At 64.9% G+C, this 20787-nt stretch carries 19 protein-coding genes; 8 read left to right on the top strand and 11 right to left on the bottom strand.

Features of this window, described 5'->3' with window-relative positions:
- Positions 1-109: 109 nt before the first annotated feature.
- From BRAD3257_RS23660 to BRAD3257_RS23645, 4 genes are all read left to right on the top strand, one after another.
- Positions 110-2038 (top strand): potassium transporter Kup, encoded by a 1929-nt coding sequence (locus BRAD3257_RS23660; protein WP_122403831.1) that lies wholly within the window; start codon positions 110-112, stop codon positions 2036-2038.
- 401 nt (positions 2039-2439) lie between these two features.
- A complete protein-coding gene (locus BRAD3257_RS23655; protein WP_162500327.1) occupies positions 2440-2766 on the top strand; it encodes a rhodanese-like domain-containing protein in 327 nt (108 codons plus the stop codon).
- Between the two features lie 8 nt (positions 2767-2774).
- Positions 2775-3953, top strand: a complete 1179-nt coding sequence (locus tag BRAD3257_RS23650; RefSeq protein WP_122403829.1) for an aminotransferase — start codon at positions 2775-2777, stop codon at positions 3951-3953.
- A gap of 7 nt (positions 3954-3960) precedes the next feature.
- Complete coding sequence (locus BRAD3257_RS23645) at positions 3961-5067, top strand: polyamine ABC transporter substrate-binding protein (RefSeq protein ID WP_122403828.1); 1107 nt, start codon at positions 3961-3963, stop codon at positions 5065-5067.
- Between the two features lie 155 nt (positions 5068-5222).
- Here BRAD3257_RS23645 and BRAD3257_RS23640 read toward each other — a convergent pair whose 3' ends face one another.
- Positions 5223-7550 carry an autotransporter outer membrane beta-barrel domain-containing protein gene (locus BRAD3257_RS23640; protein ID WP_160118834.1) on the bottom strand — a complete coding sequence of 776 codons (2328 nt, stop codon included), beginning with the start codon at positions 7548-7550 and terminating at the stop codon, positions 5223-5225.
- Complete coding sequence (locus BRAD3257_RS23635; protein WP_145987021.1) at positions 7435-9258, bottom strand: beta strand repeat-containing protein; 1824 nt, start codon at positions 9256-9258, stop codon at positions 7435-7437. Before BRAD3257_RS23635 ends, BRAD3257_RS23640 begins: the two co-directional genes overlap by 116 nt.
- A 172-nt stretch (positions 9259-9430) precedes the next feature.
- Between BRAD3257_RS23635 and BRAD3257_RS23630 the strand changes: the two genes are divergently transcribed.
- The 3 genes from BRAD3257_RS23630 to BRAD3257_RS23620 all read left to right on the top strand — a co-directional run bounded on the left by BRAD3257_RS23630 (position 9431) and on the right by BRAD3257_RS23620 (position 11838).
- Entirely contained in the window at positions 9431-11161 is a 1731-nt protein-coding gene (locus BRAD3257_RS23630) for a tetratricopeptide repeat protein (protein WP_122403825.1), read from the top strand.
- Between the two features lie 88 nt (positions 11162-11249).
- Complete coding sequence (locus tag BRAD3257_RS23625) at positions 11250-11480, top strand: DUF433 domain-containing protein (RefSeq protein ID WP_122403824.1); 231 nt, start codon at positions 11250-11252, stop codon at positions 11478-11480.
- Between the two features lies 1 nt (position 11481).
- Positions 11482-11838, top strand: coding sequence for a DUF5615 family PIN-like protein (locus tag BRAD3257_RS23620; protein WP_122403823.1), 357 nt, complete (start codon positions 11482-11484; stop codon positions 11836-11838).
- Between the two features lie 9 nt (positions 11839-11847).
- Here the strand turns inward: BRAD3257_RS23620 and BRAD3257_RS23615 are convergent, their stop codons facing one another.
- The 6 genes from BRAD3257_RS23615 to BRAD3257_RS23590 form a co-directional block, all read right to left on the bottom strand.
- Positions 11848-12780, bottom strand: a complete 933-nt coding sequence (locus BRAD3257_RS23615) for a lipid A biosynthesis lauroyl acyltransferase (protein WP_122403822.1) — start codon at positions 12778-12780, stop codon at positions 11848-11850.
- Positions 12781-12788: 8 nt separating this feature from the next.
- Positions 12789-14066: a beta-ketoacyl-ACP synthase gene (locus BRAD3257_RS23610; protein WP_122403821.1), complete on the bottom strand. Its 1278-nt coding sequence runs from the start codon at positions 14064-14066 to the stop codon at positions 12789-12791.
- A 21-nt stretch (positions 14067-14087) separates the two neighbouring features.
- Positions 14088-15293: a beta-ketoacyl-ACP synthase gene (locus BRAD3257_RS23605; protein ID WP_122403820.1), complete on the bottom strand. Its 1206-nt coding sequence runs from the start codon at positions 15291-15293 to the stop codon at positions 14088-14090.
- Positions 15290-15760 carry a 3-hydroxyacyl-ACP dehydratase FabZ family protein gene (locus BRAD3257_RS23600; protein WP_122403819.1) on the bottom strand — a complete coding sequence of 157 codons (471 nt, stop codon included), beginning with the start codon at positions 15758-15760 and terminating at the stop codon, positions 15290-15292. The genes BRAD3257_RS23605 and BRAD3257_RS23600 overlap by 4 nt, the downstream gene beginning before the upstream one ends.
- Positions 15761-15770: 10 nt before the next feature.
- Positions 15771-16058 (bottom strand): acyl carrier protein, encoded by a 288-nt coding sequence (locus tag BRAD3257_RS23595; RefSeq protein WP_063700473.1) that lies wholly within the window; start codon positions 16056-16058, stop codon positions 15771-15773.
- Between the two features lie 234 nt (positions 16059-16292).
- On the bottom strand, positions 16293-16634 hold the full coding sequence (locus BRAD3257_RS23590) for a hypothetical protein (RefSeq protein ID WP_122403818.1): 342 nt from the start codon (positions 16632-16634) through the stop codon (positions 16293-16295).
- Between the two features lie 333 nt (positions 16635-16967).
- Between BRAD3257_RS23590 and BRAD3257_RS23585 the strand changes: the two genes are divergently transcribed.
- A complete protein-coding gene (locus tag BRAD3257_RS23585; protein WP_122403817.1) occupies positions 16968-17591 on the top strand; it encodes a ParB-like protein in 624 nt (207 codons plus the stop codon).
- Positions 17592-17731: 140 nt separating this feature from the next.
- On the opposite strand, the gene BRAD3257_RS23580 is transcribed toward BRAD3257_RS23585, so the two are convergent.
- The 3 genes from BRAD3257_RS23580 to BRAD3257_RS23570 all read right to left on the bottom strand — a co-directional run bounded on the left by BRAD3257_RS23580 (position 17732) and on the right by BRAD3257_RS23570 (position 20755).
- Positions 17732-18235 (bottom strand): MgtC/SapB family protein, encoded by a 504-nt coding sequence (locus BRAD3257_RS23580; RefSeq protein ID WP_122403816.1) that lies wholly within the window; start codon positions 18233-18235, stop codon positions 17732-17734.
- Between the two features lie 10 nt (positions 18236-18245).
- Positions 18246-18827 carry a peroxidase-related enzyme gene (locus BRAD3257_RS23575; RefSeq protein ID WP_122403815.1) on the bottom strand — a complete coding sequence of 194 codons (582 nt, stop codon included), beginning with the start codon at positions 18825-18827 and terminating at the stop codon, positions 18246-18248.
- Between the two features lie 188 nt (positions 18828-19015).
- Positions 19016-20755, bottom strand: coding sequence for an ATP-binding protein (locus BRAD3257_RS23570; protein ID WP_162500326.1), 1740 nt, complete (start codon positions 20753-20755; stop codon positions 19016-19018).
- Between the last annotated feature and the right edge of the window lie 32 nt (positions 20756-20787).

Here is a 20787-nt window from a genome sequence, read left to right as displayed (position 1 = left end):
TGGCTAGGGCCCGAAATCGGGCTAGGCTATGCCGGCAGCGCAGGACTATAAGCCGCGCGCTTTTGCGCCGTTGTGCCGTGAAGCATTGTCGAGGCCATAGGGCTCTTCCATGACCAGTGACGTAGCAGTTCCCGCCCCGGAGACGGCGGCGGCCAACGGGCATGGCGAGGCCCATACCACCGCCGGTTTCGGCGCCCTGACGCTCGGCAGTATCGGCGTCGTCTATGGCGATATCGGCACCAGTCCGCTCTACGCGTTCCGCGAGGCGGTGATGGCGGCCTCGGGCGCCGAGGGCTTGCCGACGCCGGCGGCCGTGCTCGGCGTGCTTTCCCTGATCCTCTGGGCGCTCATCGTCGTGGTGACGCTCAAATACGTGGTGATCCTGCTCCGCGCCGACAACAACGGCGAGGGCGGCACGCTGGCGCTGATGGCGCTGGCCCAGCGGGCGGTTGGCACCGGCGGGGCGACCATCGTCCTGCTCGGCATCATCTCTGGCGCCCTGTTCTACGGTGATGCCGTGATCACGCCGGCGCTCTCGGTGCTGTCGGCGATCGAGGGCATGAAGGACGTCACCCTGACATTCGAGCCTTATATCGTTCCGCTGACCGTCGTGATCCTGGCCGGTCTGTTCGCCGTGCAATCCCGTGGCACGGCGCGCGTTGCCGCCTTTTTCGGCCCGATCATGTGCGTGTGGTTTGCGGTGCTTGCGGCCGCGGCGATCCATCCGATCATCCAGCAGCCGCAGGTGCTGCTCGCGCTGAACCCGCTCTATGCCGTGTCCTTCATGCTGCACCATGGCATCATCGGCTTCGTCACGCTGGGCGCCGTGTTCCTGGCCGTCACCGGCGCCGAGGCGCTCTATGCCGACCTCGGCCATTTCGGCAAGCGGCCGATCCAGTTCGCCTGGCTCTCTATCGTGCTGCCGTCGCTGGCGCTGAACTATCTCGGGCAGGGGGCGCTCGTCCTCAGTGACCCCGGCGCGATCGTGAGCCCGTTCTTCCAGCTCTTCCCGCAAGGCTTTGTTCGCGGCACCATGGTCGTGCTGGCCACTGCCGCCACGGTCATCGCGAGCCAAGCCGTCATCACCGGCGCCTATTCGTTGACGCGGCAGGCGATCCAGCTCGGGCTGCTGCCACGCTTTGAAATTCGCCATACGTCGGAAGCCCATTCCGGCCAGATCTTCATCCCGCGCATCAACCAGCTGTTGCTGGTTTTCGTGGTCCTTCTGGTGCTGCTGTTCCGCTCCTCGTCCGCGCTCGCCTCCGCCTACGGTATCTCCGTCACCGGCACGATGGTGGTCACGGCCATGATGGGTTTCGTCGTGGTCTGGAAGGGGTGGCGGTGGTCGCCGCTCGCCGCGGGCGCGCTGATTGCGCCGTTCCTGTTCCTCGACCTGACCTTCCTGACCGCCAATCTCTTGAAGGTCTTCGAGGGCGGCTGGGTGCCGCTGGCGCTCGGTGCGGTCATGATCATCCTGATGTACACGTGGCGGCGCGGCAGCCGGCTCTTGTTCGAGAAGTCGCGCAAGCTCGAGTTTCCGCTCGCCGACCTGGTCGCCATGCTGGAGAAGCGGCCGCCGCAGCGGGTGCCGGGTACCGCGGTGTTCCTGACCTCGGACCCGCTCAGCGCGCCGACCGCGCTGATGCATAGTCTGAAGCACTACAAGGTGCTGCACGAGAAGAATGTCATTCTCACCATCGAGACCGCGCAGACCCCGCGGATCGATCCGGCGGACCGGGTGAGGCTGGAGCAAATCTCACCAACCTTCTCCAAGGTGACACTGAAGTTCGGCTTCATGGAATCGCCCAACGTGCCGAAGGCGCTGGCGATCGCCCGCAAGCTGGGCTGGCAGTTCGACATCATGTCGACCTCGTTCTTCCTGTCGCGAAGGGCGCTCAAGCCCGCCGCCCATTCCGGCATGCCGCGCTGGCAGGACCGGCTGTTCATCTCGCTCAGCCGCGCCGCCAACGATGCCACCGACTATTTCCAGATCCCAAGCGGCCGCGTCGTCGAGGTCGGCACGCAGGTGACGATTTAGCTTTCAGCCGGGGCTCCATCCGTCGCCATCGCTGTCATCGCCCGGCCGATGTTTCGACCGGGCGATCCAGTACTCCGAAGCGCCCGTGATTCACCGAGCAGCGGCGGCGTACTGGATTCGCCGCTTGTCGCCTACGCTAAAGCTTCGGCGCCCCTGGACCTCAACCCCGGCGAAGCCTTGGCGTAGCCGGGTCGCGGGGAATGACACCGAAGGAATGGTGAGAACTGAAACGGAATCTCCGGGCATAGACCCCGAAAGCCGGACTTCAAGTCGCTGCGATTTAGCTTTAACTTGCGCCGCGCGGCTCAAGCCCTTGTGGCGCTTGATTTTCGTTTCCCGAGAGGCGAGGTTGCCGCCGGCCGGGATCGCCCGGCATGCGCCTTGCGACGTTGGAGGATGAAGTGGCAAACCAGGTACAGGATCTGACCCCGGACGAGGTCTCCAAGGGTGTCGCGGAAGGGCGCTATCTGCTCGTCGACGTCCGTGAGCCGAATGAGGTTCAGGCCGAAGCCTATCCCTATGGCGTCGTGGTTCCGCTCTCGACCTTCGATCCGAAGGCGATTCCCGACCCCGCGGGCAAGGAGGTCGTGTTCGCCTGCCGTTCGGGCAAGCGCTCGGTGACGGCCTCGCTCGCGGCGCAGGCGGCGGGCCTGCCTTACGACAAGCATCTGGCCGGCGGCATGCTCGGCTGGAAGGCGGCGGGTCTTCCCAGCAAGGTCGGTGGCTGATCGGCCCGATGTCCAAAAGCTCGTCCTTGAACAAGGTCTTCGCCGATCTTCCCGTCACCATCTTCGAGGCGATGTCGCAGGCCGCGCGCGACAACAATGCCATCAATCTCGGCCAGGGATTCCCCGACGATCCCGGGCCTGAGGACATCCGGCGCGCCGCGGCCGAGGCCTCGCTGAATGGCTACAACCAGTACCCCTCGATGATGGGCCTGCCGGAGCTGCGCCAGGCGATCGCGACCCATTACGGCCATTGGCACGGCCTCAAGCTCGATCCGATGAGCGAGGTGATGGTCACGTCCGGCGGCACCGAGGCGCTGACCTCGGCTATCCTCGCCGTGGTTCAGCCCGGCGACGAAGTGGTCTGCTTCCAGCCGGTCTATGATTCCTATTTGCCGATCATCCGTCAGGCCGGCGGCATTCCGCGCCTCGTCCGCCTCGAGCCGCCCCATTGGCGGCTGAATGAGGACATGCTGAAAAGCGTGTTCAATTCAAAGACCAAGGCGGTGCTCTTCAACAATCCCTTGAATCCCTCCGCGGTGGTCTATCCGCGCGAGGATCTCGAACTGCTGGCGCGCTACTGCCAGGAGTTCGACGTCATCGCGATCTGCGACGAGGTCTGGGAGCACGTCACCTTCGACGAGCACAAGCACATCCCGCTGATCACCATTCCGGGCATGCGCGAGCGCACCATCAAGGTCGGCTCGGCCGGCAAGATCTTCTCGCTCACGGGCTGGAAGATCGGCTTCGTCTGTGCCGCGCCACAGCTCTTGCGCGTCGCCGCCAAGGTGCACCAGTTCCTGACGTTCACCACCGCGCCGAACCTCCAGGCTGCCGTCGCTTACGGCCTCGGCAAGTCCGACGACTACTTCCTGTCGATGCGCCAGGATCTGACGCGGAGCAGGGACCGCCTGACCAGGGGGCTGGAGAGCCTCGGCTTCCCCGTGCTGAAGTCGCAGGGCACCTACTTCCTCACCGTCGACCTGTCGCCGCTCGGGCTGAACGAGAGCGACACCGAGTTCTGCTGGCGCATCGTGAAGGACTACAAGGTCGCCGCGATCCCGGTCTCGGCCTTCTACGAGCAGGACCCGGTGACATCAGTGGTGCGCTTCTGCTTTGCCAAGAAGGACGAGACCCTCGACACCGCGCTGGAGCGGCTGTCGGACGCGGTGCGTGGACGCAAGAGGTAGACCAGTGATGACGAACGTCAGCCGCTCGAGGTTTCGTCTTGCCATCGCCGCAGCGCTGACGTTGTTCTCCGCTCCTGCAGGCGCGGAGGAGCGAGTCGTCAACTTCTACAACTGGTCCAACTACATGGCGCCGGACGTCCTTGAAGCCTTCACCAAGGAGACCGGCATCAAGGTGGTCTACGACACCTTCGACGCCAATGAGACGCTGGAGACCCGCCTGATGGCCGGCAAGTCCGGCTACGACGTCGTGGTGCCCACGGCTTACTTCCTGCAGCGCCAGATCAAGGCGAACATCTTCCAGAAGCTCGATAAGACGAAGCTGCCTAACCTCGCCAATGCCTGGCCGATGGTGACGCAGCGCCTCGCCACCTATGACCCCGGCAACGTCTACGCCGCCAACTATATGTGGGGCACGACGGGCATCGGCTACAACGTCGCCAAGATGAAGCAGATCCTGGGTGCCGACGCGAAGATCGACAGCTGGGACGTCGTGTTCAAGCCGGAGAACCTGGCAAAATTCAAAGACTGCGGCGTGCACATGCTCGATTCCGCCGACGATATCTTCCCGGCGGCGCTGAACTATCTCGGGCTCGATCCGAATTCGACCAAGCAGGCGGACCTGGAGAAGGCCGCCGATGTCGTGGCAAAAGTCCGCCCCTCCGTGCGAAAATTCCACTCGTCCGAATACTTAAGCGCGCTCGCGACCGGCGAGATCTGCTTCGTCGTCGGCTGGTCCGGCGACATCATGCAGGCGCGTGCCCGCGCGGCCGAGGCCAAGAGCGGCATCGAGATCGGCTACGCGATTCCGAAGGAGGGCGCGCAGATGTTCTTCGACAATCTCGCGATCCCCGCGGATGCCAAGAACGTCAGCGAAGCCTACGAGCTGATCAACTATCTCTACCGCCCCGACGTTGCCGCCAAGAACTCGGACTTCCTGTCCTACGCCAACGGCAACCTCGCGAGCCAAAAGTTGGTCGACCCGAAGATTCTGAACGACAAGAACATCTATCCCGACGAGGCGACGCTCGCAAAGCTGTTCGTCATCACGGCGCGCGAGCCGGCGACCCAGCGCATCATCAACCGGCTGTGGACCAAGGTGAAGACGGGGCGGTAGGCGGCTTGGGAGCCGACCCGACAAACGAAATTCCGCAAAACAACCCCATGCACAGTAGAAACGCCATCTGCGGGTTGCCGGCGGTGGCGGTGCTTAAGTCGCGATCCGGCTTGGCTTAATCGACGTGCGGGCGCAGCGCGAGAGCAAGGCGCTTCCTACCACTCATACCGCACCGTGCCCTTGCCGGTGTAGGTCTGCGTGCTGCGCGAGAATTCGCCCTCGACGGTGCCTGCGAGCGATAAGCCGTTTTTCCATTTCATTTCGGCCCGGCCGCCGGCCAACGCTGAGTCGGCGGCGGGACGCGCGCCGCTGACGGTGAAGGCAGCGCCCGGCAGCGTCTGGAAGGCGGCGTTCACGAGACGGCTGGTGTTGGTGTCGTGCGCCCAGGCGAGCCGGCCGCGCAGCGTGAGCACGCCGTTATCGACCAGGAAGCGCTGGTCGGTGCGGGCGCCGAGCTCGGTGCGGACATTTGTTGTGTCCTGCGCGGTGTAGGACAGCGCGAACTGGTTGCTGCCGGCGATCGCGGTCTCGCCATAGCCGGGCAGGTGGAATGTGGTGACTTGTGCGGCCGCGTAGGGCGTCACGCCGAAGCTGGAGGCGCGGATTGGTGCGAAGCGCCAGCCACCTTCGAGGCGGCCCGAGAAGGTGCTGGCCTTGAAATTGGCGGTGAGCTTGTCGGTGCCTGAGACCGTCACGGTGCGGTCGGTGGTGACGTCCTGCCAGCCATAGGCGAGCGCTGCTGAGATATAGGCGGGCCCAAAATTGTGGCGGCCGTAGAAGCCGGCCTGGAACAGGTCGGCGCGGCCGCTGCCGAGACTGTCGGACAGCGCAAAGTTGTAGCCGGCGCCGCCGAGCGCAAAGCCGACCAGCGTGTTCGGCGATATCCGATAGTCCGCGCCGACCACGGTGCCGTAGATGTGGCTGGTGGTGGTGCTCGAACCTGATGCGGCGTTGCCGTTCAACGTGCTGGCGCCGCCATAGCCGGAGGCCCACACGCCCCAGCGCCGGTCGATGACCTCGCCGCTCGCCTCGCGCGGTGTCACTGCGGCGTAGGCTTCGCGTAGCCCGGCGTCATTTGGTGCGGTGGAAGCGTAGCCCAGCGTCCCGCCATCGCTGGCCGTGCCGCCGCGCTCGCCGTCCGTGCCGCCGCCGCCAAAGGGATCAAGCATGCCGATGAACTGCTGCGTGGCGTTGAACGAGGCCTGCGTGCCGGCGGCGCCGGGCTGGCCGGAGACCTGGCTGAGCCCGTGGTTGAGCTGCGGCTGGCCCATGTTGAGCAGCGCATCGAAGTCGACCGGCGGCGTCGCGCCGCCCTCGACCGCCTTGTTGATGGCGCCGGCGACGTTGCTCTGGTTGGCGCCTGTGCCCGCCGGCAGCACGATCGCGCTGGGATCGAGCACGAGATAGACGTTGTTGACGTCGTAAGTGAGGTGCGGGTTGCGGGTGGGACTGAAGCTGCCGCTCACGCTCAGCCCGGCGAACTTCGTTCCGGCAAGGCCGCCGGTCGCATTGAGAATGGTGTAGGTCTGGCTGCGGAAGCTGCCGGGCAGCGCCACCGCCTGCACGGTGGCGCCGGTCAGCGTCGCGGTGCCCGAGACATTGGTCCGGTCGGCGGCGGTGGCGGAGACTTCCACCCTGTAGAAGCTGCCGGCACTGAAGGCGAGGCTGCCGCTGACGGTGAGGGTGCCGACGGAATTGCCCGGCGCCAGCGTGCCGCCGCTCGCGATCGTCGTGTTGCCGACGATGCCGGTGCCGCCGAGCGTGCCGCCGCTGTTCACGGTGAGGCTGCTGGAGGCGATGATCGAGCCGTTCACCGCCAGCGTGCCGCCGTTCACGATCGTCGCGCCGGTGTAGGTATTCGCGCCCGTCAGCGTCAACGCGCCGCTGCCGACCTTGGTCAGCGCGCCGTTGCCCGCGAGACTGGCGTCGATAATGCCGGCTCGTACGTCGAACAAACCGGACGATGACAACGTGCCGTTGGTTATGCGACCACCCGTCACCGTCACGCCGCCGTCCTGGGTCTGTGCCGTGCCGCCAAGATCGAGCGTGCCACCCGCAACATTTGTGCCGGCACTGCTGGCGCCAAGCGTGCCGGCGCCCGCGATCTTCAGCGTGCCCGCATTGATTGTGGTGCCGCCGGTATACGTATTGGCCCCCGACAGGGTCAGCGTGCCGGAGCCGATCTTCACCAGCGAGCCGCCGGCGCCGTTGATATCGCCGCTCACCTCGGTCGAGAGGTTGTTCGAGCCGACGGTTAGCTCATTGGCGCCGAGCAGGTAAAGGCCAGCGCCCGCGATGGAGCCGGCGCTGATTTTGTTGTCGCCGTTGGGGCCCCCGGTGGGACTGAAATCGACCAAGCTGCTGGCATTATTGATGATGACCGCGTTGCCGGCTGTGCTGTTGGCGAAGAACGTTATACTGCCATTGTTGGTGATGGTCGCGTTGCCGGCAGTGGCGGACCCCGTAGAATGCGATGCCGCCATTGTTGGTGATATTTGCGCTCGCCGCCGTGCTGCTGTCCCGGAAGTACAGAGCATTCCCGTTCGTGATGGTTGCGCCGCCGGCGCTGCTGGCTTCGAGGAAATTCATAGTGCCAAAGCCGACGTTGGAGATCGTGGCGCTGCCCGCCGTGCTGCTGTCCCTGAAGAGCGCGTCATTTTCGTTCGTGATGGTTGCGCTGCCGGCGCTGCTGGTGTTGAGGAAAGTCAGCGTGGCGCCGCTGGTGCTGACGATCGTGGCGTTACCGGCCGTGCTGGTGTCACGGAATTCCAGAGTGCCGGCGCCGTCAGTGGTAATGGTCGCGCCGCCGGCAGTGGAGTTCGCATTGAACGACAGAGTGCTGTCGCTGAAGATCGTGGCGGTGCCCGCCGTGCTGTTGTCCACGAAATGGATGATGGCGTGGTTGGTGATCGCCGAACTGCCGGCCGTGCTTGTGTCGTTGAAATTCAGCGTGCCGCCGTTGGTGATGGTGGCGCTGCCAGCCGAACTGAGATTGTAGAACCCCAAGAACCGGTTGTTGGTGATGATGGCGCTGCCGGCTGTGCTGGTGTCCCAGACGTACAGATAGTAGTTGTTGTTGATGGTGGCGCTGCCGGCCGTGCTGGTGTTCCTGAAGTTCAGAAGACCGCCGTTGGTGATGGTGGTGATGCCGCTGGTGTCGGCGTTGAAGACATTGAATGCGCCCGAGCTGCCGACGTTGACGGTCCCCACAATGGAGCCGACGCCGTCGGCACTGCCGAGCTGTAACGTGCCGCCGTTGATCGTGGTGCCGCCGGTATAGCTATTGGCGCCCGACAGGGTCAGCGTGCCGGTGCCGGTCTTGACCAGCGCGCCGCCGGCGCCCCAGATGATGCCGCTGACCTCGGTCGAGGAATTGTTGGAGCCGACCGTCAGCTCATTGGCGCCGAGGTTGTAAGCGCCGGCGCCCGCGATCGAGCCTGCGCTCAGCCTGCCGTCGCCGTGCGGACCGGTGCTGTTCGAGAAATCGACGGAGCCTCCGACGTTGTTGATAAGGGTGGCGCTTCCGGCCGTGCTGGCATCGAGGAAACGCAGGTTGCCGCTGTTGATGATGGTGGCGCTGCCGGCCGTGCTGTTGTTGTAGAAAGACAGAGTTCCGTTGACGTTGTTGGTGATGGTGCCGTCGCCTGCCGTGCTGAAGTCGTTGAAGAACAGCATGTTGAAGCTGGTGTTGGTGATGGAGGCGTTGCCCGCCGTGCTGTTGCCGAAGAACTGCAGGTAGTTGTTGTTGGTGATGGTGGCGCTGCCGGCCGAGCTGGTGTTGGAGAAAGACAGATCTCCGCCGCCGTTGATGTTGATGGTGACGCTGCCGCCGTTGACGGTGATGCCGGCGCCCGTGAAGTTCAGCGAGTTGCCGACGGCAAACGTGTAGTTCGAGGCGCCGGCATTGAAGGTCCAGCCGCCGACGCTGGCGATCGCAATCACCAGGCTGGTGGTATTGGAGGTACCGAACGAGGCCGTGCCGACAGGCACGAAGCCGCCGTCCCAATTGGCGCCGTTGCCGTAATCGTTGCTGCCGGGGGAGGCGAGCCAGGTGCCGTCCGACGCGGCGCGCGTCGGCCCGGCCGGCAGGGTCCAGGCCAAGGCCAGTGCCGACGACGTCAGCAGCGCGGCCCGCAGGTGGCGGGTCGCTTTGAAATAATCTTTCCCCGTCCTCACCACTTCCCCCAGCACGCGGTCCGAGTCCTCGACCGGATTCTTCGCATCGGGTGGGGATTGGTGTCTTGATAAGGGCTTGGCTCATTTCTGAAAGTTTCTGATATTTGTGTTTCAGACCCGATTTTCGGGCATTTTCGGCAGACTTCCGCTATATGGAGCCGCCTTGAGAGACGTGTTGGGGGATCACTTGCTTCGTTTCGCCGGCTTTGAGCTGGATCAGCAGCGTGCGGAGCTGCGCGGGGCCGATGGCACGCCGATCAAGCTCCGGCCCAAGACTTTCGAGATGCTCCGGCTCTTTGCCGCCAGCGGCGGCCGCGTGCTGAGCAAGCAGGAGCTGATGGAGGCGGTCTGGCCGAACGTCCATGTCGGCGAGGACAGCCTGTTTCAATGCATCAGGGAGCTTCGTACCGCGCTCGGCGACGAGCGGCGGCAGCTGATCAAGCTCGCCTCCGGCGGCGGCTATTTGCTGGCGACGGAAGTCTTGGCGGGGCCCGAACCCGGCCCGGTGCAGGCCGAGCGGACGGCGACGGACCCGACCGGTGAGGTCGCGCCCCTGCCGCCGGTCGAGGTCGCCGCAGTGAGGCCACAGCGCGCCTGGTTCGGCTTGAGTCGGCAGGCCACTGTTGCCGCCGTCGCCGGGCTTTGTGTGATCGTCATGGGGCTCGCGGTTGCTGCGCCCGCGCTGAAGCCGGACCTTCTGTTCAAGCGAACGCCCCCGCGGCTCGCGGTGATGCCGATCGTTGACGACAGCAAGGACGCGCGCGGCGCGGCAATGGCCGCCGAGGTCACCGCGCGCCTCACCGATGGTTTTGCCAGGATCCAGAACATCAGCGTGGTTGCGCCGCGACTGGCGGCCAAGGGTGGCGACGGCACCGGCGCGCCCGCCGCATCATCCGACTACGAGCTGCGCGGCGAACTGGAGCGTCGCGACCGGTCCTGGACGCTGCGTGCGCGCATCATCAAGGCCGCGACTGGCGAGGTCCAGTCGGTCATCGCAGCGTCGGTCGCCGCGGAGGAGATGGATGCGCAGCTCGCGCAGTCGCGCCTCGTCGCAGGCGTCGGTCATGGGCTTGCGCGCCGTCTCAACGAAATTCTGGAGGCGCGCGTGCCGCGCGCCCCGGTCGCGGGAGCGTCGGCCGGCGGCGACAAGGTGGCCGTGGAGCAGGCGCTCGCATCGATCAACCAGACCACGCGCGAGCGTTTTGGCGCGGCACAGGCCATGCTGCAGAAGGCGCTCAGCGACTACCCCGACAATCTCGACATCGCGGTTGCGCTCGCTTCGCTGCAGATGCGCGGCATCCAGATGGTCTGGTTCAGCCCGGAGGAGGCGGTCGCGGTCGAGGCCAAGGCCAACGCGACGCTCGAGCAGGCGCTGCGGTCGAAGCCGAATTCGATTGCGGTGCTCGAGGCCTATTGCCGCTTCCTCAGCGCGACCAACCATTTTGTCGAGAGTCTCGTCACCTGCGCCAAGGCCTTGAGCTTCGATCCGTGGAACGGATCTGCGCTCTATCTGATCGGCCTCGGGCAGGTCTATCTCGGCCGCTTCGACGATGCGCTCGCGACGTTCCTGCAGGCCGATCGTTACGACACGCCGCAGGCCTCGCGCTGGACCTGGCTGCTCGGCGCGGGCATGACCTATGCCTTGATGGGGCGCTACGAGGAGGCGTTGCCCTGGCTACAGCGTTCGATCGCCATCACGCCCGGGACCGGCCGCTCGCACTTCCTGCTTGGGGCCGCCTACCAGAGAACGGGCCGCCTCGAGGAGGCGAGGGCGGCGATCGCCGAGGGATTGAAGCTGCGGCCCGGCACGACCAGACAAAGCGTCTCGCCGCCGATGAAGAACGCGAGCCCGGTGTGTGTCGAGGCCTGGGAGCGTGTCGTGCAGGCCGAGGTGGATGCGGGACTGCCGGAGCAGTGAGGGCGTATGAGCGCCTCGAATTTCTCAATCGCGCATGATGGAAATTTGAGCTAGTATGGGCCTCGAACGCAGCGATTGAGCCCAACTGATGACTGAGCATTCTCGCATCTCGCTCGCACCTGATGTCCTTGCTGGGAAGCCCGTGATTAGTGGGACCCGCATTGCGGTCGAGTTCATCATCGGACTGATGGCAGACGGTTGGAGCGAAGCCGACATTTTGGCCAACTATCCAGGCCTTTCGCGCGAGGACATTCTCGCCTGTCTGGCTTACGCGCGCGATTCCCTTAGCGCCGAACGGGTTCACCCGACCGCAGCTTGAGATGCGTTTCCTCGCGGACGAGAATTTTCCTGGCTCCGCGGTCGATGCACTTCGCGCATCAGGTCACGACGTCATCTGGATCAGAGCTTCGGCGCCTGGTAGCAGCGATCGCGAAGTATTGGCGCAGGCTTCGCACGAACAACGGATCCTGCTCACCTTCGATAAGGACTTTGGGGAATTGGCCAAAGCGTCACCGCTACCGGCCGCATGCGGTATCGTATTATTACGCATCCCTCCGCCGGCACCCGGGCGGATTGGCAAAGTCCTCGCCGACCTAATCTTGGCCCGTGACGATTGGGTGGGCCATTTTTCTGTGATCGAGCCCGGCCGAGTCCGAATGCGGCCGCTGAGCAAATAGCACCAGCGTCTACCGCCACCTTCGATGCAGCCACAGCCACTGCTCGGGATGCTCGCGGACCCAGCCTTCCACGACGCTCGTGATCGCCTGGGTCGTGCCCTGGATGTCGATCCTGCCCTCGGCGTCGCGCACCGGCGGGATCTCCTCGGTCAGCTCGCCGCGGAAGCGGCCGCCGGGCAGGCGGATGATGCGCACGCCGTGGATCGGGCATTCGATCTGGCGTAAGAGGCGCGCCAGCATCGGGTTGGCGCGGGTCTTGCGGCCGAAGAAGGTGACCTCGACACCTGCGGTCAGATACTGGTCGATCAGCATCGCGACGTGCTTGCCGTCCTTGAGCGCCTGCGCGAGCCGCAGCGGCGCATCGCGGCCGGCCGGGATCAGCGTGCCCATGTTGACCTGGCGCATCTCCTGGATGATGCGGTCGGCGGAAGCGATGTTCGGGCGGCGATAGAGAATCGCGGTATCCAGTTCGTGCGCGACGGCGGCGAGCGCCGGCAATTCCCAATTGGCCAGATGCGCGGCGAAGATCAGCGCCGGCTTGCCGTCTTCGCGGATCTGGTCGAACAGCTCGATGCTGCGCGGAGAAATTTCGATCCGACTCTTCTCCGGGACATCGCGGTCGTAGTCCCAGACATGATCGATATGGGCGAACTCGGCGCCGACGCGGCCGAGATTGTCCCAGACGCCCATCAGGATCTGTTCGATCTCCTCCGGCGATTTCTCCGGAAAGGCGGCGGTGAGATTGGCGCGGCCGATGCGGTGCTCGCGCAGGCGCGGGCCGATCAGCTTCACGGCGCGCGCGAAAAAATCCGAGGTCTTGACCGGATCGAAATAGCGCGTGGTGCGCAGCATCGCGACGGTCGCCGCGCCGATCAGACTTCCGCCGAGCGACTTGGCAGCCTCCCGCGCGCGGGCCTTCGTGCTCGCAGTCAGCAGCGCCATGCGTCCGGTCAGGCCGGTTCGCGGGTCAGGATCAACGAGGCGTTCTGGCCGCCGAAGCCGAACGAGTTCGACATCACCGCGGTGACGCGGGCATCGCGCGCCTTGTTGCCGACGACGTTGAACAGGATCGTGGGATCCGGGGTCTCGTAGTTGATCGTCGGCGGAATGCGCTGATGCTCGAGCGTGAGCAGCGAGAAGATCGCCTCCACCGCGCCGGCGGCCGAGATGGTGTGGCCGACCATCGACTTGTTGGAGGTGACCGGAATCTTCTGCGCGAGCTCGCCGAACACGGCCGATGTCGTGTTGAACTCCATCTTGTCGTTTTCGGGCGTCGAGGTGCCGTGCGCGTTGATGTGGTCGATCTGGTCCGGCGTCATGCCCGCATCGGCCAGCGTCTTGTTCATGCAGCCGATGATCGGCTTGCCGTCGGGCGAGGAGCGGGTGCGATGGAAGGAATCGGTGAGCTCACCGCAGCCGGCGATCACGCCGAGGATCTTTGCGCCGCGCGCAGTCGCCGCCTCGTAGCTCTCGAGCACCAGGGCGCCGGCGCCTTCGGCCATCACAAAGCCATCGCGGTTCTTGGAGAAGGGGCGGGAAGCCGCCTGCGGCGGATCGTTCTGGGTCGACAGCGCCGAGAGCAGCGAGAAGCGAACCAGCGCTTCCGGGTTGACGGTGCCGTCGGTCGCGACGCACAGCGCGGCGTCCGTCTCGCCGCGGCGGATCGCCTCGACGCCGAGCTGGATCGAGGTCGCGCCCGAGGCGCAGGCCGTCGACAGCGAGATCGGCGAGCCCTTGGTGCCGAACGTCTCGGCGAGATGGGCTGCGACCGAGCCGAACATGAAGCGATGATGGTAGGCGCTGTACTTGCCGCCGCCGGAAATGCGCAGCAAATCGTCATAGGTGATGTCGAGCTGGCCGACGGCGCGACCGAGTTCGCGACGCTGCGGCCATTCGACCTCGACCGGTGCAACCGCAAGGAAAAGGGGACCCGGGAAATCGGCCTTCGCGCCGATGCCGGCCTGCTCCAGCGCTTCCTGCGTCACCAGCTCGGCCATCCGTTCGGACAGGGCGGTGGAGGAGAACGGATCGACGCTGACGAAATCGACCGTGCCGGCCATCGTGGTCTTGAGCCCGTCGATCGGAAAGCGTGTGATGGTGCGGATGCCGGATTCGCCGGCGACGAGCTTCGCCCAATTGTCGGCCTTGCCGGCACCGAGCGAGGTCATGATGCCCATGCCGGTGACGACGACGACGGGACGCCCGAGTTTGTCGCGTGGTGCAGTCATGTCGATCCCCGCTTGAGCTAACTAAACCGCCTCGACCAGCGCCATGCCTTCGCCGCGCCAGTGTCCGGCTCCCACCACCACGATCTGGGTAGGCGCGCCCTGCATTTCAATCTCGGTCCCGGTTGAATCGTTCGGCGGGAATAGAGCACCACGCGAGATCGACAGCGCAGCGAGCGCGATTCCGAGCGGGAATTGCGTCTCCATGGCGTGGCCGAACACCGTGCCGGTCGAGCGGACCGGGAGGTCGGCATGATTCTTCAGGAAACCGCGTTCTTCCGAGGTCGCGGGCTCGGCGCCGGTCGCTCCCGATATTATCGCGCTCTTACCCTCGCGCTTGGGCAGCTTTCCCCAAAGCTTCTCCAGCGTCGCGGCCATGTCGCCGGGCTGTTTGCGGCGGGCGAGGTCGGCAACGACGCTCGTGAGCTTGGCGAACGGCTTGGCGCCGCGCGCTTCCGCATGCGCCCGCGATTCCAGCACCAGGAACGCGCCGGCCGAGCCGAGCGCAAAGCCGGGATGGTCCTTGCGCGCCCAAACCGGTGCGAACTTGTCCTTCAGATTGAAGTCGCCGAATTCATAGAGGACGAGCAAGTCCTTGCGCTCGCCATTGTGCGAGCCGCCGACCAGCGCGATGTCGCTCTCGCCCGAGGCGATGCGCGCAAGCGCGATGCGGGCCGCATCGGCGCCGGCGACCTCTTCGCCCATGAAGGTACGCGATGTGCCCCCCAGGCCGTGCACGATGGCGATGTTGCCGGCGAGCAGGTTCGAAAGCTGGGCCAGGAACAGCGTCGGCCTGAGATCGCTCATCAGCCGCTCGTTGAGGAAGCCGGGCGCGTTGGCGCCCTTGGCCTCGGCCGTCAGCACGCCGCTGTCGACGTTGAGATCGCGCTCGCCACCGCCGGCGGCGATCACCATGTCGATCTTCGACAGGATGTCCTTGTTGCCCTTGATGCCGGCAGAATCGAGCGCAAGACCGGCGGCATAGGTGCCGATTCGCTGCCAGGCTTCCATCTGGCGCTGGTCGCCCTTCTTCGGGATCTGGTTGTCGAAGGCAACTGGCATCAACGGATGCACCACGTAGGGTGCAAAGCCCTTCTCGTCGACATTGATGCGCTTCTCCTGAAGCGCGGCCCAGTTGGCGTCCAGGCCCTCGCCGAGCGAGGTGGCGAGCCCAATGCCGGTGATCCAGACCTCGGTCTGGCCCGGCTTCGAAGCGGGAGTGTCAGTCATGGCGATACGGCCTGTTGCGGAAATCCGACGCGCTTGGCGATCGCGTCCATGTGGGAGCGCATGTCCGCATTGGGGAAGGGGATCAGCGTGAAAGTGAGCGCCGAATTCGCGCGCAGCTTGCCGCCGACCCTGATCTTGGCCTCGGTCATGGCATAGCCGGAGCCTTCATGGGTGAGGCTCGCCTCGATGCTCATGAGATCGCCGGGGAAGACCGAGCCGCGGACCTTGGCTTCCTTCACGGCGGCCAGGATCGGCATGCGTTCGAACTTGAACACGCCGAGCTGAAGCCAGCCCGAGGCCTGCGCCATCGATTCGATCAGGAGCACGCCGGGCATCAAGGGATAGCCCGGGAAGTGTCCCTCGAAGATGGTGCTTTCCTGCGGAACCTGCGCTTCGACGACGATCGTCTTCTCGTCGACCTTGAGGTCGACGATGCGATCGATCATGTGGAAGTATTCGAGTTGCATGACCGCGCCCTTAGGCGCTCGTGCCCTTGGCCGCAACCAGTTCGTCGATGCGGGCGCACAGATTCTTCAGCACGAAATACTGCTCGGTGGTCGCTTTGCCGTCGTTGACCTCTTGAGTCCACTTTTCCAGCGGCAGCTTGATGCCGAACTGCTTGTCGATCGCGAACGCGATATCAAGGAAATCGAGGCTGTCGATGCCGAGGTCATCGATGGCATGGCTATCCGGCGTGATCGTGTCGCGCGGGATGTCGCAGGTTTCAGCGATGATCGTGGCGACCTGATCGAATGTGGAAGACATCACTAAGCCTTTGATATATTGCGGGTATTTTTCAGATTGTCCAGAGTGGCACGGTGGGCGGGCATCGCGCCCCTGATGACGCCCTCAAACCCCCCTCTGGCCGGGTCGAAAGCCCGTATATCGGAGCGCCGCCCTGAGTTCAATGGAGCCGGGCGGGCCCATGGGATAGCGAGGGACAGGGTTGGGGATGCCGGCTGGGGACCCATTCGGCGAGACGCCGGCGCCGGGCCGGTCCTAAATATGCGGCGTCGTGATCTTGACGCAGTCGCGGCGGCCCATCAGCACGCAATCCTGGGTCCGACGCAGGTCGGCGATGCTGACGGCGAGCCAGATCCCGATCGCGGTCAGCGCGATGGTGAAGGCCAGCGCCGCGATGTTGGCTAGCATGCGTTGGCGGAAATTGTCGGGCGCGGCGCGGGGCTGCTCGTAGCGCGACAGGTCCAGCCGTTCAGGTGCGACGCGCAGCGGTTGCACGGTGCCGCTGCCGGGCTGGGCCGCCTTGAAAGGCGGGGTGCGCGGCCTGAACTGGAGCACCCGGTGCTCGTCATCAGAGCTTATGGGCCGCTGATTGTTCATGGGGGCGGGGATCACTCCGAAGCACCGATTTAGATAGCACACGTGAGCAGCGCGTTGCAGAAAATCTTCTCAATGCTCGCGTGCATTTGTTGGTCTGCACTATTTGTGCGCAGGGCTGGCGTGGAGCGATCGGGGAACCGGCCGTCGAGCTGGGGGCGGGCGGGTTGCGCTGCAACGACAGGCCCAACGACGGCCACGTGGTTCGTACCCTCGCTCTATCGGTCGACTTGTGATCTCCGCGTCCTTTCCGAACGGATTTTGTCCCGCGAGGGCCCATGGCATAGTCGCGAGAACCCGGACCATCAGCTGCAACCATGCGAGGACCTTTCGATCATGACCAATACGCGCGAGCCGCGAGTGCATCCTGTCCCGATCCTGTCGCTCCGGCCGACACAGATGACGGTCGGCATGCGCGAGGTCAAGGAGAAGCGCAAGCGCTGGCGCGAGCGCAACAAGACGAAGCAGGCCGACCTGCTCGGCAAGCACATGATCCCCGTCGTCTACGGCCCCGACTTGCGCTACTACGTGATCGACCATCATCATCTCGGCCGCGCGCTGCACGATGAAGGCGTCAAGGAGGTGCTGGTGACGATCGTCGGCGACCTCAGGATGGTCGAGCGCGAAGCGTTCTGGGGCGTCATGGACAACAAGCGATGGGTCTATCCTTACGACGCCAAGGGCGAGCGGCGGTCATTCCGCGACCTGCCGAAATCGGTCGCCGACCTCAAGGACGATCCGTTCCGCAGCCTTGCCGGCGAGTTGCGCCGCATGGGCGGCTTCGCCAAGGACACCACGCCGTTCTCCGAATTCCTGTGGGCCGACTTCCTGCGTCGGCAGGTCTCGCGCAAGGCGGTGGAAGCCAATTTCGACAAGGCGCTCGAGAAGGCGCTGGCCGCGGCCAGAAGCAAGGCTGCGGTCTATCTGCCCGGCTGGTGCGGTCCGGCAGACGATGATTAGGGCAGTGGCGCCGTACCGTACCACCACGGCGCATCACATCACGCTCGAGTTGATGCCGAAGCGCTAACGCTCGGTGCGGGATCGCTGGTGCTCACGACGCTCGAACTGCTGAAGCCGCTTTGGGGCCGCCGGCTGCGATTTTAGCCGCTGCCCCGGGGGGGCGTATGCGGCTTTGCCTCTGGCCGGTGCGGATCCTCATTTCCACCGAGAGCGCGGTGCAGCCAGCGCTCGATGCGGCGGCCGACTGTGAGCAGCACGAAGGCGAACGCCAGTGCGACCAGGACGATCTTCCAGTGTCCGGCGCCGCAGGCAATGCCGAGGCAGGCGGCGAGAAAGGTGCAGGCCGCACTGGTCAGGCCGCTCACGCGAAAACCTCGGCTCTCGTGGACGATGACGCCGGCCCCGAGAAAGCCGATCCCGGTCAGGATACCCTGGATCACCCGGCTTGCCGCATCGTTGATTCTGCCGGGCTCAGCGAACTCGACAGCGAGCAGCACGACGGCCGCGGTGGAGAGCCCGACAATGCCGAGCGTCTTCAGGCCGATCGGCTTACCCTGCAGATCGCGATTCAGACCGATCGCACTGCCGGCGAGCGTCGCTGCGCCGAGGCGCAGCAGGATTTCGGGCCAATCGAGCTCGGTCATGTCTTGCCAGTCAGGTCTTCGGCAGCCGTCCCATCAGATAGAACTCCTCGTTTGGGCGCATGCCGGTGAAATTCGCCAGCCGGTTCGACAGCGCGAAGAAGGCGGAGATCGCGGCGATGTCCCAGATGTCGTCGTCGCTGAAGCCGTGCGGCGCGAGCGCGGCGAAGTCGTCCTCGGAAATCCGCTGCGCGTCAGCCGAGACCTTCATCGCGAAGTCGAGCATTGCCTTCTGCCGCGGCGTGATGTCGGCCTTGCGGTAGTTCACCGCGACCTGGTCGGCGATGAGCGGATTCTTGGCGCGGATGCGCAGGATCGCACCATGCGCGATCACGCAATACTGGCACTGGTTCGCCGCCGAAGTCGCCACCACGATCATTTCGCGCTCGGCCTTGGTCAGGCCGCCGTCCTTCTCCATCAGCGCATCGTGATAGGCGAAGAAGGCGCGGAACTCGTCGGGACGATAGGCCAGCGTCAGGAACACATTCGGCACGAAGCCGCTCTTCTCCTGCACGGCGAGAAGACGCGTGCGGATGTCGCCGGGGAGCGTGTCGAGGGCGGGAGCGGGGAAGCGTTGCGCGGCGGTTTTTGTCATGGCATGGATTCCGGCTTGGAGCCGGCAACCATAGTCGATGCGGGCCCCGTGCTCAACTTGGCCCAGCGCTGTCGCCCCTTGGTCCGTCATTGCGAGCGCAGCGAAGCAAATCCAGAATCTTGCCGCGGACGGACGCTGGATTTGCTTCGCTGCGCTCGCAATGACGAGGTTGACGAAAGAGAGTTACCTTATCGCAACGGCTTCTTCAGCAGCGAGAAGCGGTCCGGATCGAGGCCCATCGAGGGTTGCAGCATCGGAGCCTCGACGCTCGAGAGCGTCTTCGCCGGCGGAGCCGAGAATACGGGATCGTTCGGCACGTCGCGCTGCGAGGTGGCGCCGCGCCAGCGTTCGAGCACCGCGCCGACGAAATGCATGTCGTGGCCGGAGGTGACCGACGGCACGCTGGAGATGGTGGCCTCGCCGCGCGGCAATTGGTGCGGCGGCACCTCCTTGAAGCGCAGCCGCGTCGGCAGAGCGACGCCTTCGCCGAACGCCAGCACCTCGCGGGTGCCGAGCGAGGGCACGAAGGATAAGAGGTTCGCGGCGGCATCCGACACCGCGGCGCGCAGCAGCGCCTGGTCGCGGTCGTTGGCAAGACGCATCGTGAACAGCGTGTTGCACTGGGAGATGATGGTGGCGTCGAGCTCGGCGGGGCGCTGGGTGATGAGGCCGAGATAGACGCCGTATTTGCGACCCTCCTTGGCGATGCGCGACACCGCCTTGCGGGTCGGCCCGAAGCCGATGTTGCGGTCGGCGGAGGCGTAGCGGTGCGCCTCTTCGCAGACGAACAGCAGCGGCGAGACGCCATCGCTCCACAGGCCGAAATCGAAGGCCATGCGGCACAGAACCGAGACGACGGAATCGATGACTTCGGCCGGGAAGCCGGCGAGCTGCATCACCGTCATCGGCTTGCCGTTGGCGGGCAGGCGGAACAGATGGCTGATCACCTCGGCCATGGTGTCGCCGCCGACATTGGCGTTGTCGAACATGAAGGCGTAGCGCGGGTCGTTGCGCACGGCCTCGATGCGCGAAATCAGCTTGTGATAGATGATGCGCGAGGAACGGTTCTCGAGCTTGCCCATACGCTCGTCGATCAGCGATAGCAGGTCGACCAGGCGATAAGGGACCGGCGTGTCGACAGTGTAGCCGACCTGCTTGGGATCGATGCGCTTGAGGCCGATGCGGTCTGCGTTCTGGTACTGGGTGTAGACGCCCTTGGCGAGCGGGATCACCTCGGCGAGGATGTCGAGCTCCTCGGGCACGCCGGCGCGGCCGCCGAACAGCACGTCGACGATTTCCTCGAAGTTGAACAGCCAGAACGGCAGCTTCAGGTTCCGCGGGTTGAGCACCAGCGCGCGGTCGCCGAAGCAGCGGCCATACTCGTTGTGCACGTCGAGCAGGAAGATGCGCAGGTTCGGCCGCGCTTTCAGGATCTCGTTGAGCAGGAGCGAGACGCCGGTCGATTTACCGACGCCGGTCGACCCCAGCACCGCAAAATGCTTGGACAGCATTTCCTCGACGTCGACATAGGCGATGACCGAGCGGTCCTGCTGAAGGAAGCCGACATTGATCTGGTCCGAGCCGGTCGGTGCGTAGATCGTGCGCAGCTCCTGGCTCGTGATCAGGTCGACGGCATCGCCGATGGTCGGATAATTGGTGACGCCGCGCTGGAATTTCGGCTTGTCGCCGGCATTGAGGATCTCGCCGAGCAGGTCGACCGAAGCGATGGCGATATAGTTGTCGGAGCTCGACAGATTCTCGCAGGAGACCTCTGTGATCATGGCAACGATGACCGAGCTGGCGCAGCGAATGCTGACGAAGCGGCCGACGGTCGCCCGCACCTCCGAGATCGGCATCCGGCCTTCCGCCAGAAGCCCGACCCGGGCGAGCGATCCGCGAACCGAAATCACGCGTCCAAAGGATGTCACGATTGATGAACCTGGCAAGAGCAAGGGATTTG

This window comes from Bradyrhizobium vignae (assembly GCF_900324035.1).
Classification (GTDB): Bacteria; Pseudomonadota; Alphaproteobacteria; order Rhizobiales; family Xanthobacteraceae; genus Bradyrhizobium; species Bradyrhizobium vignae.
Note: the sequence above shows the minus strand (reverse complement) of the source record. Positions and strands in the feature narration are given on the sequence as shown.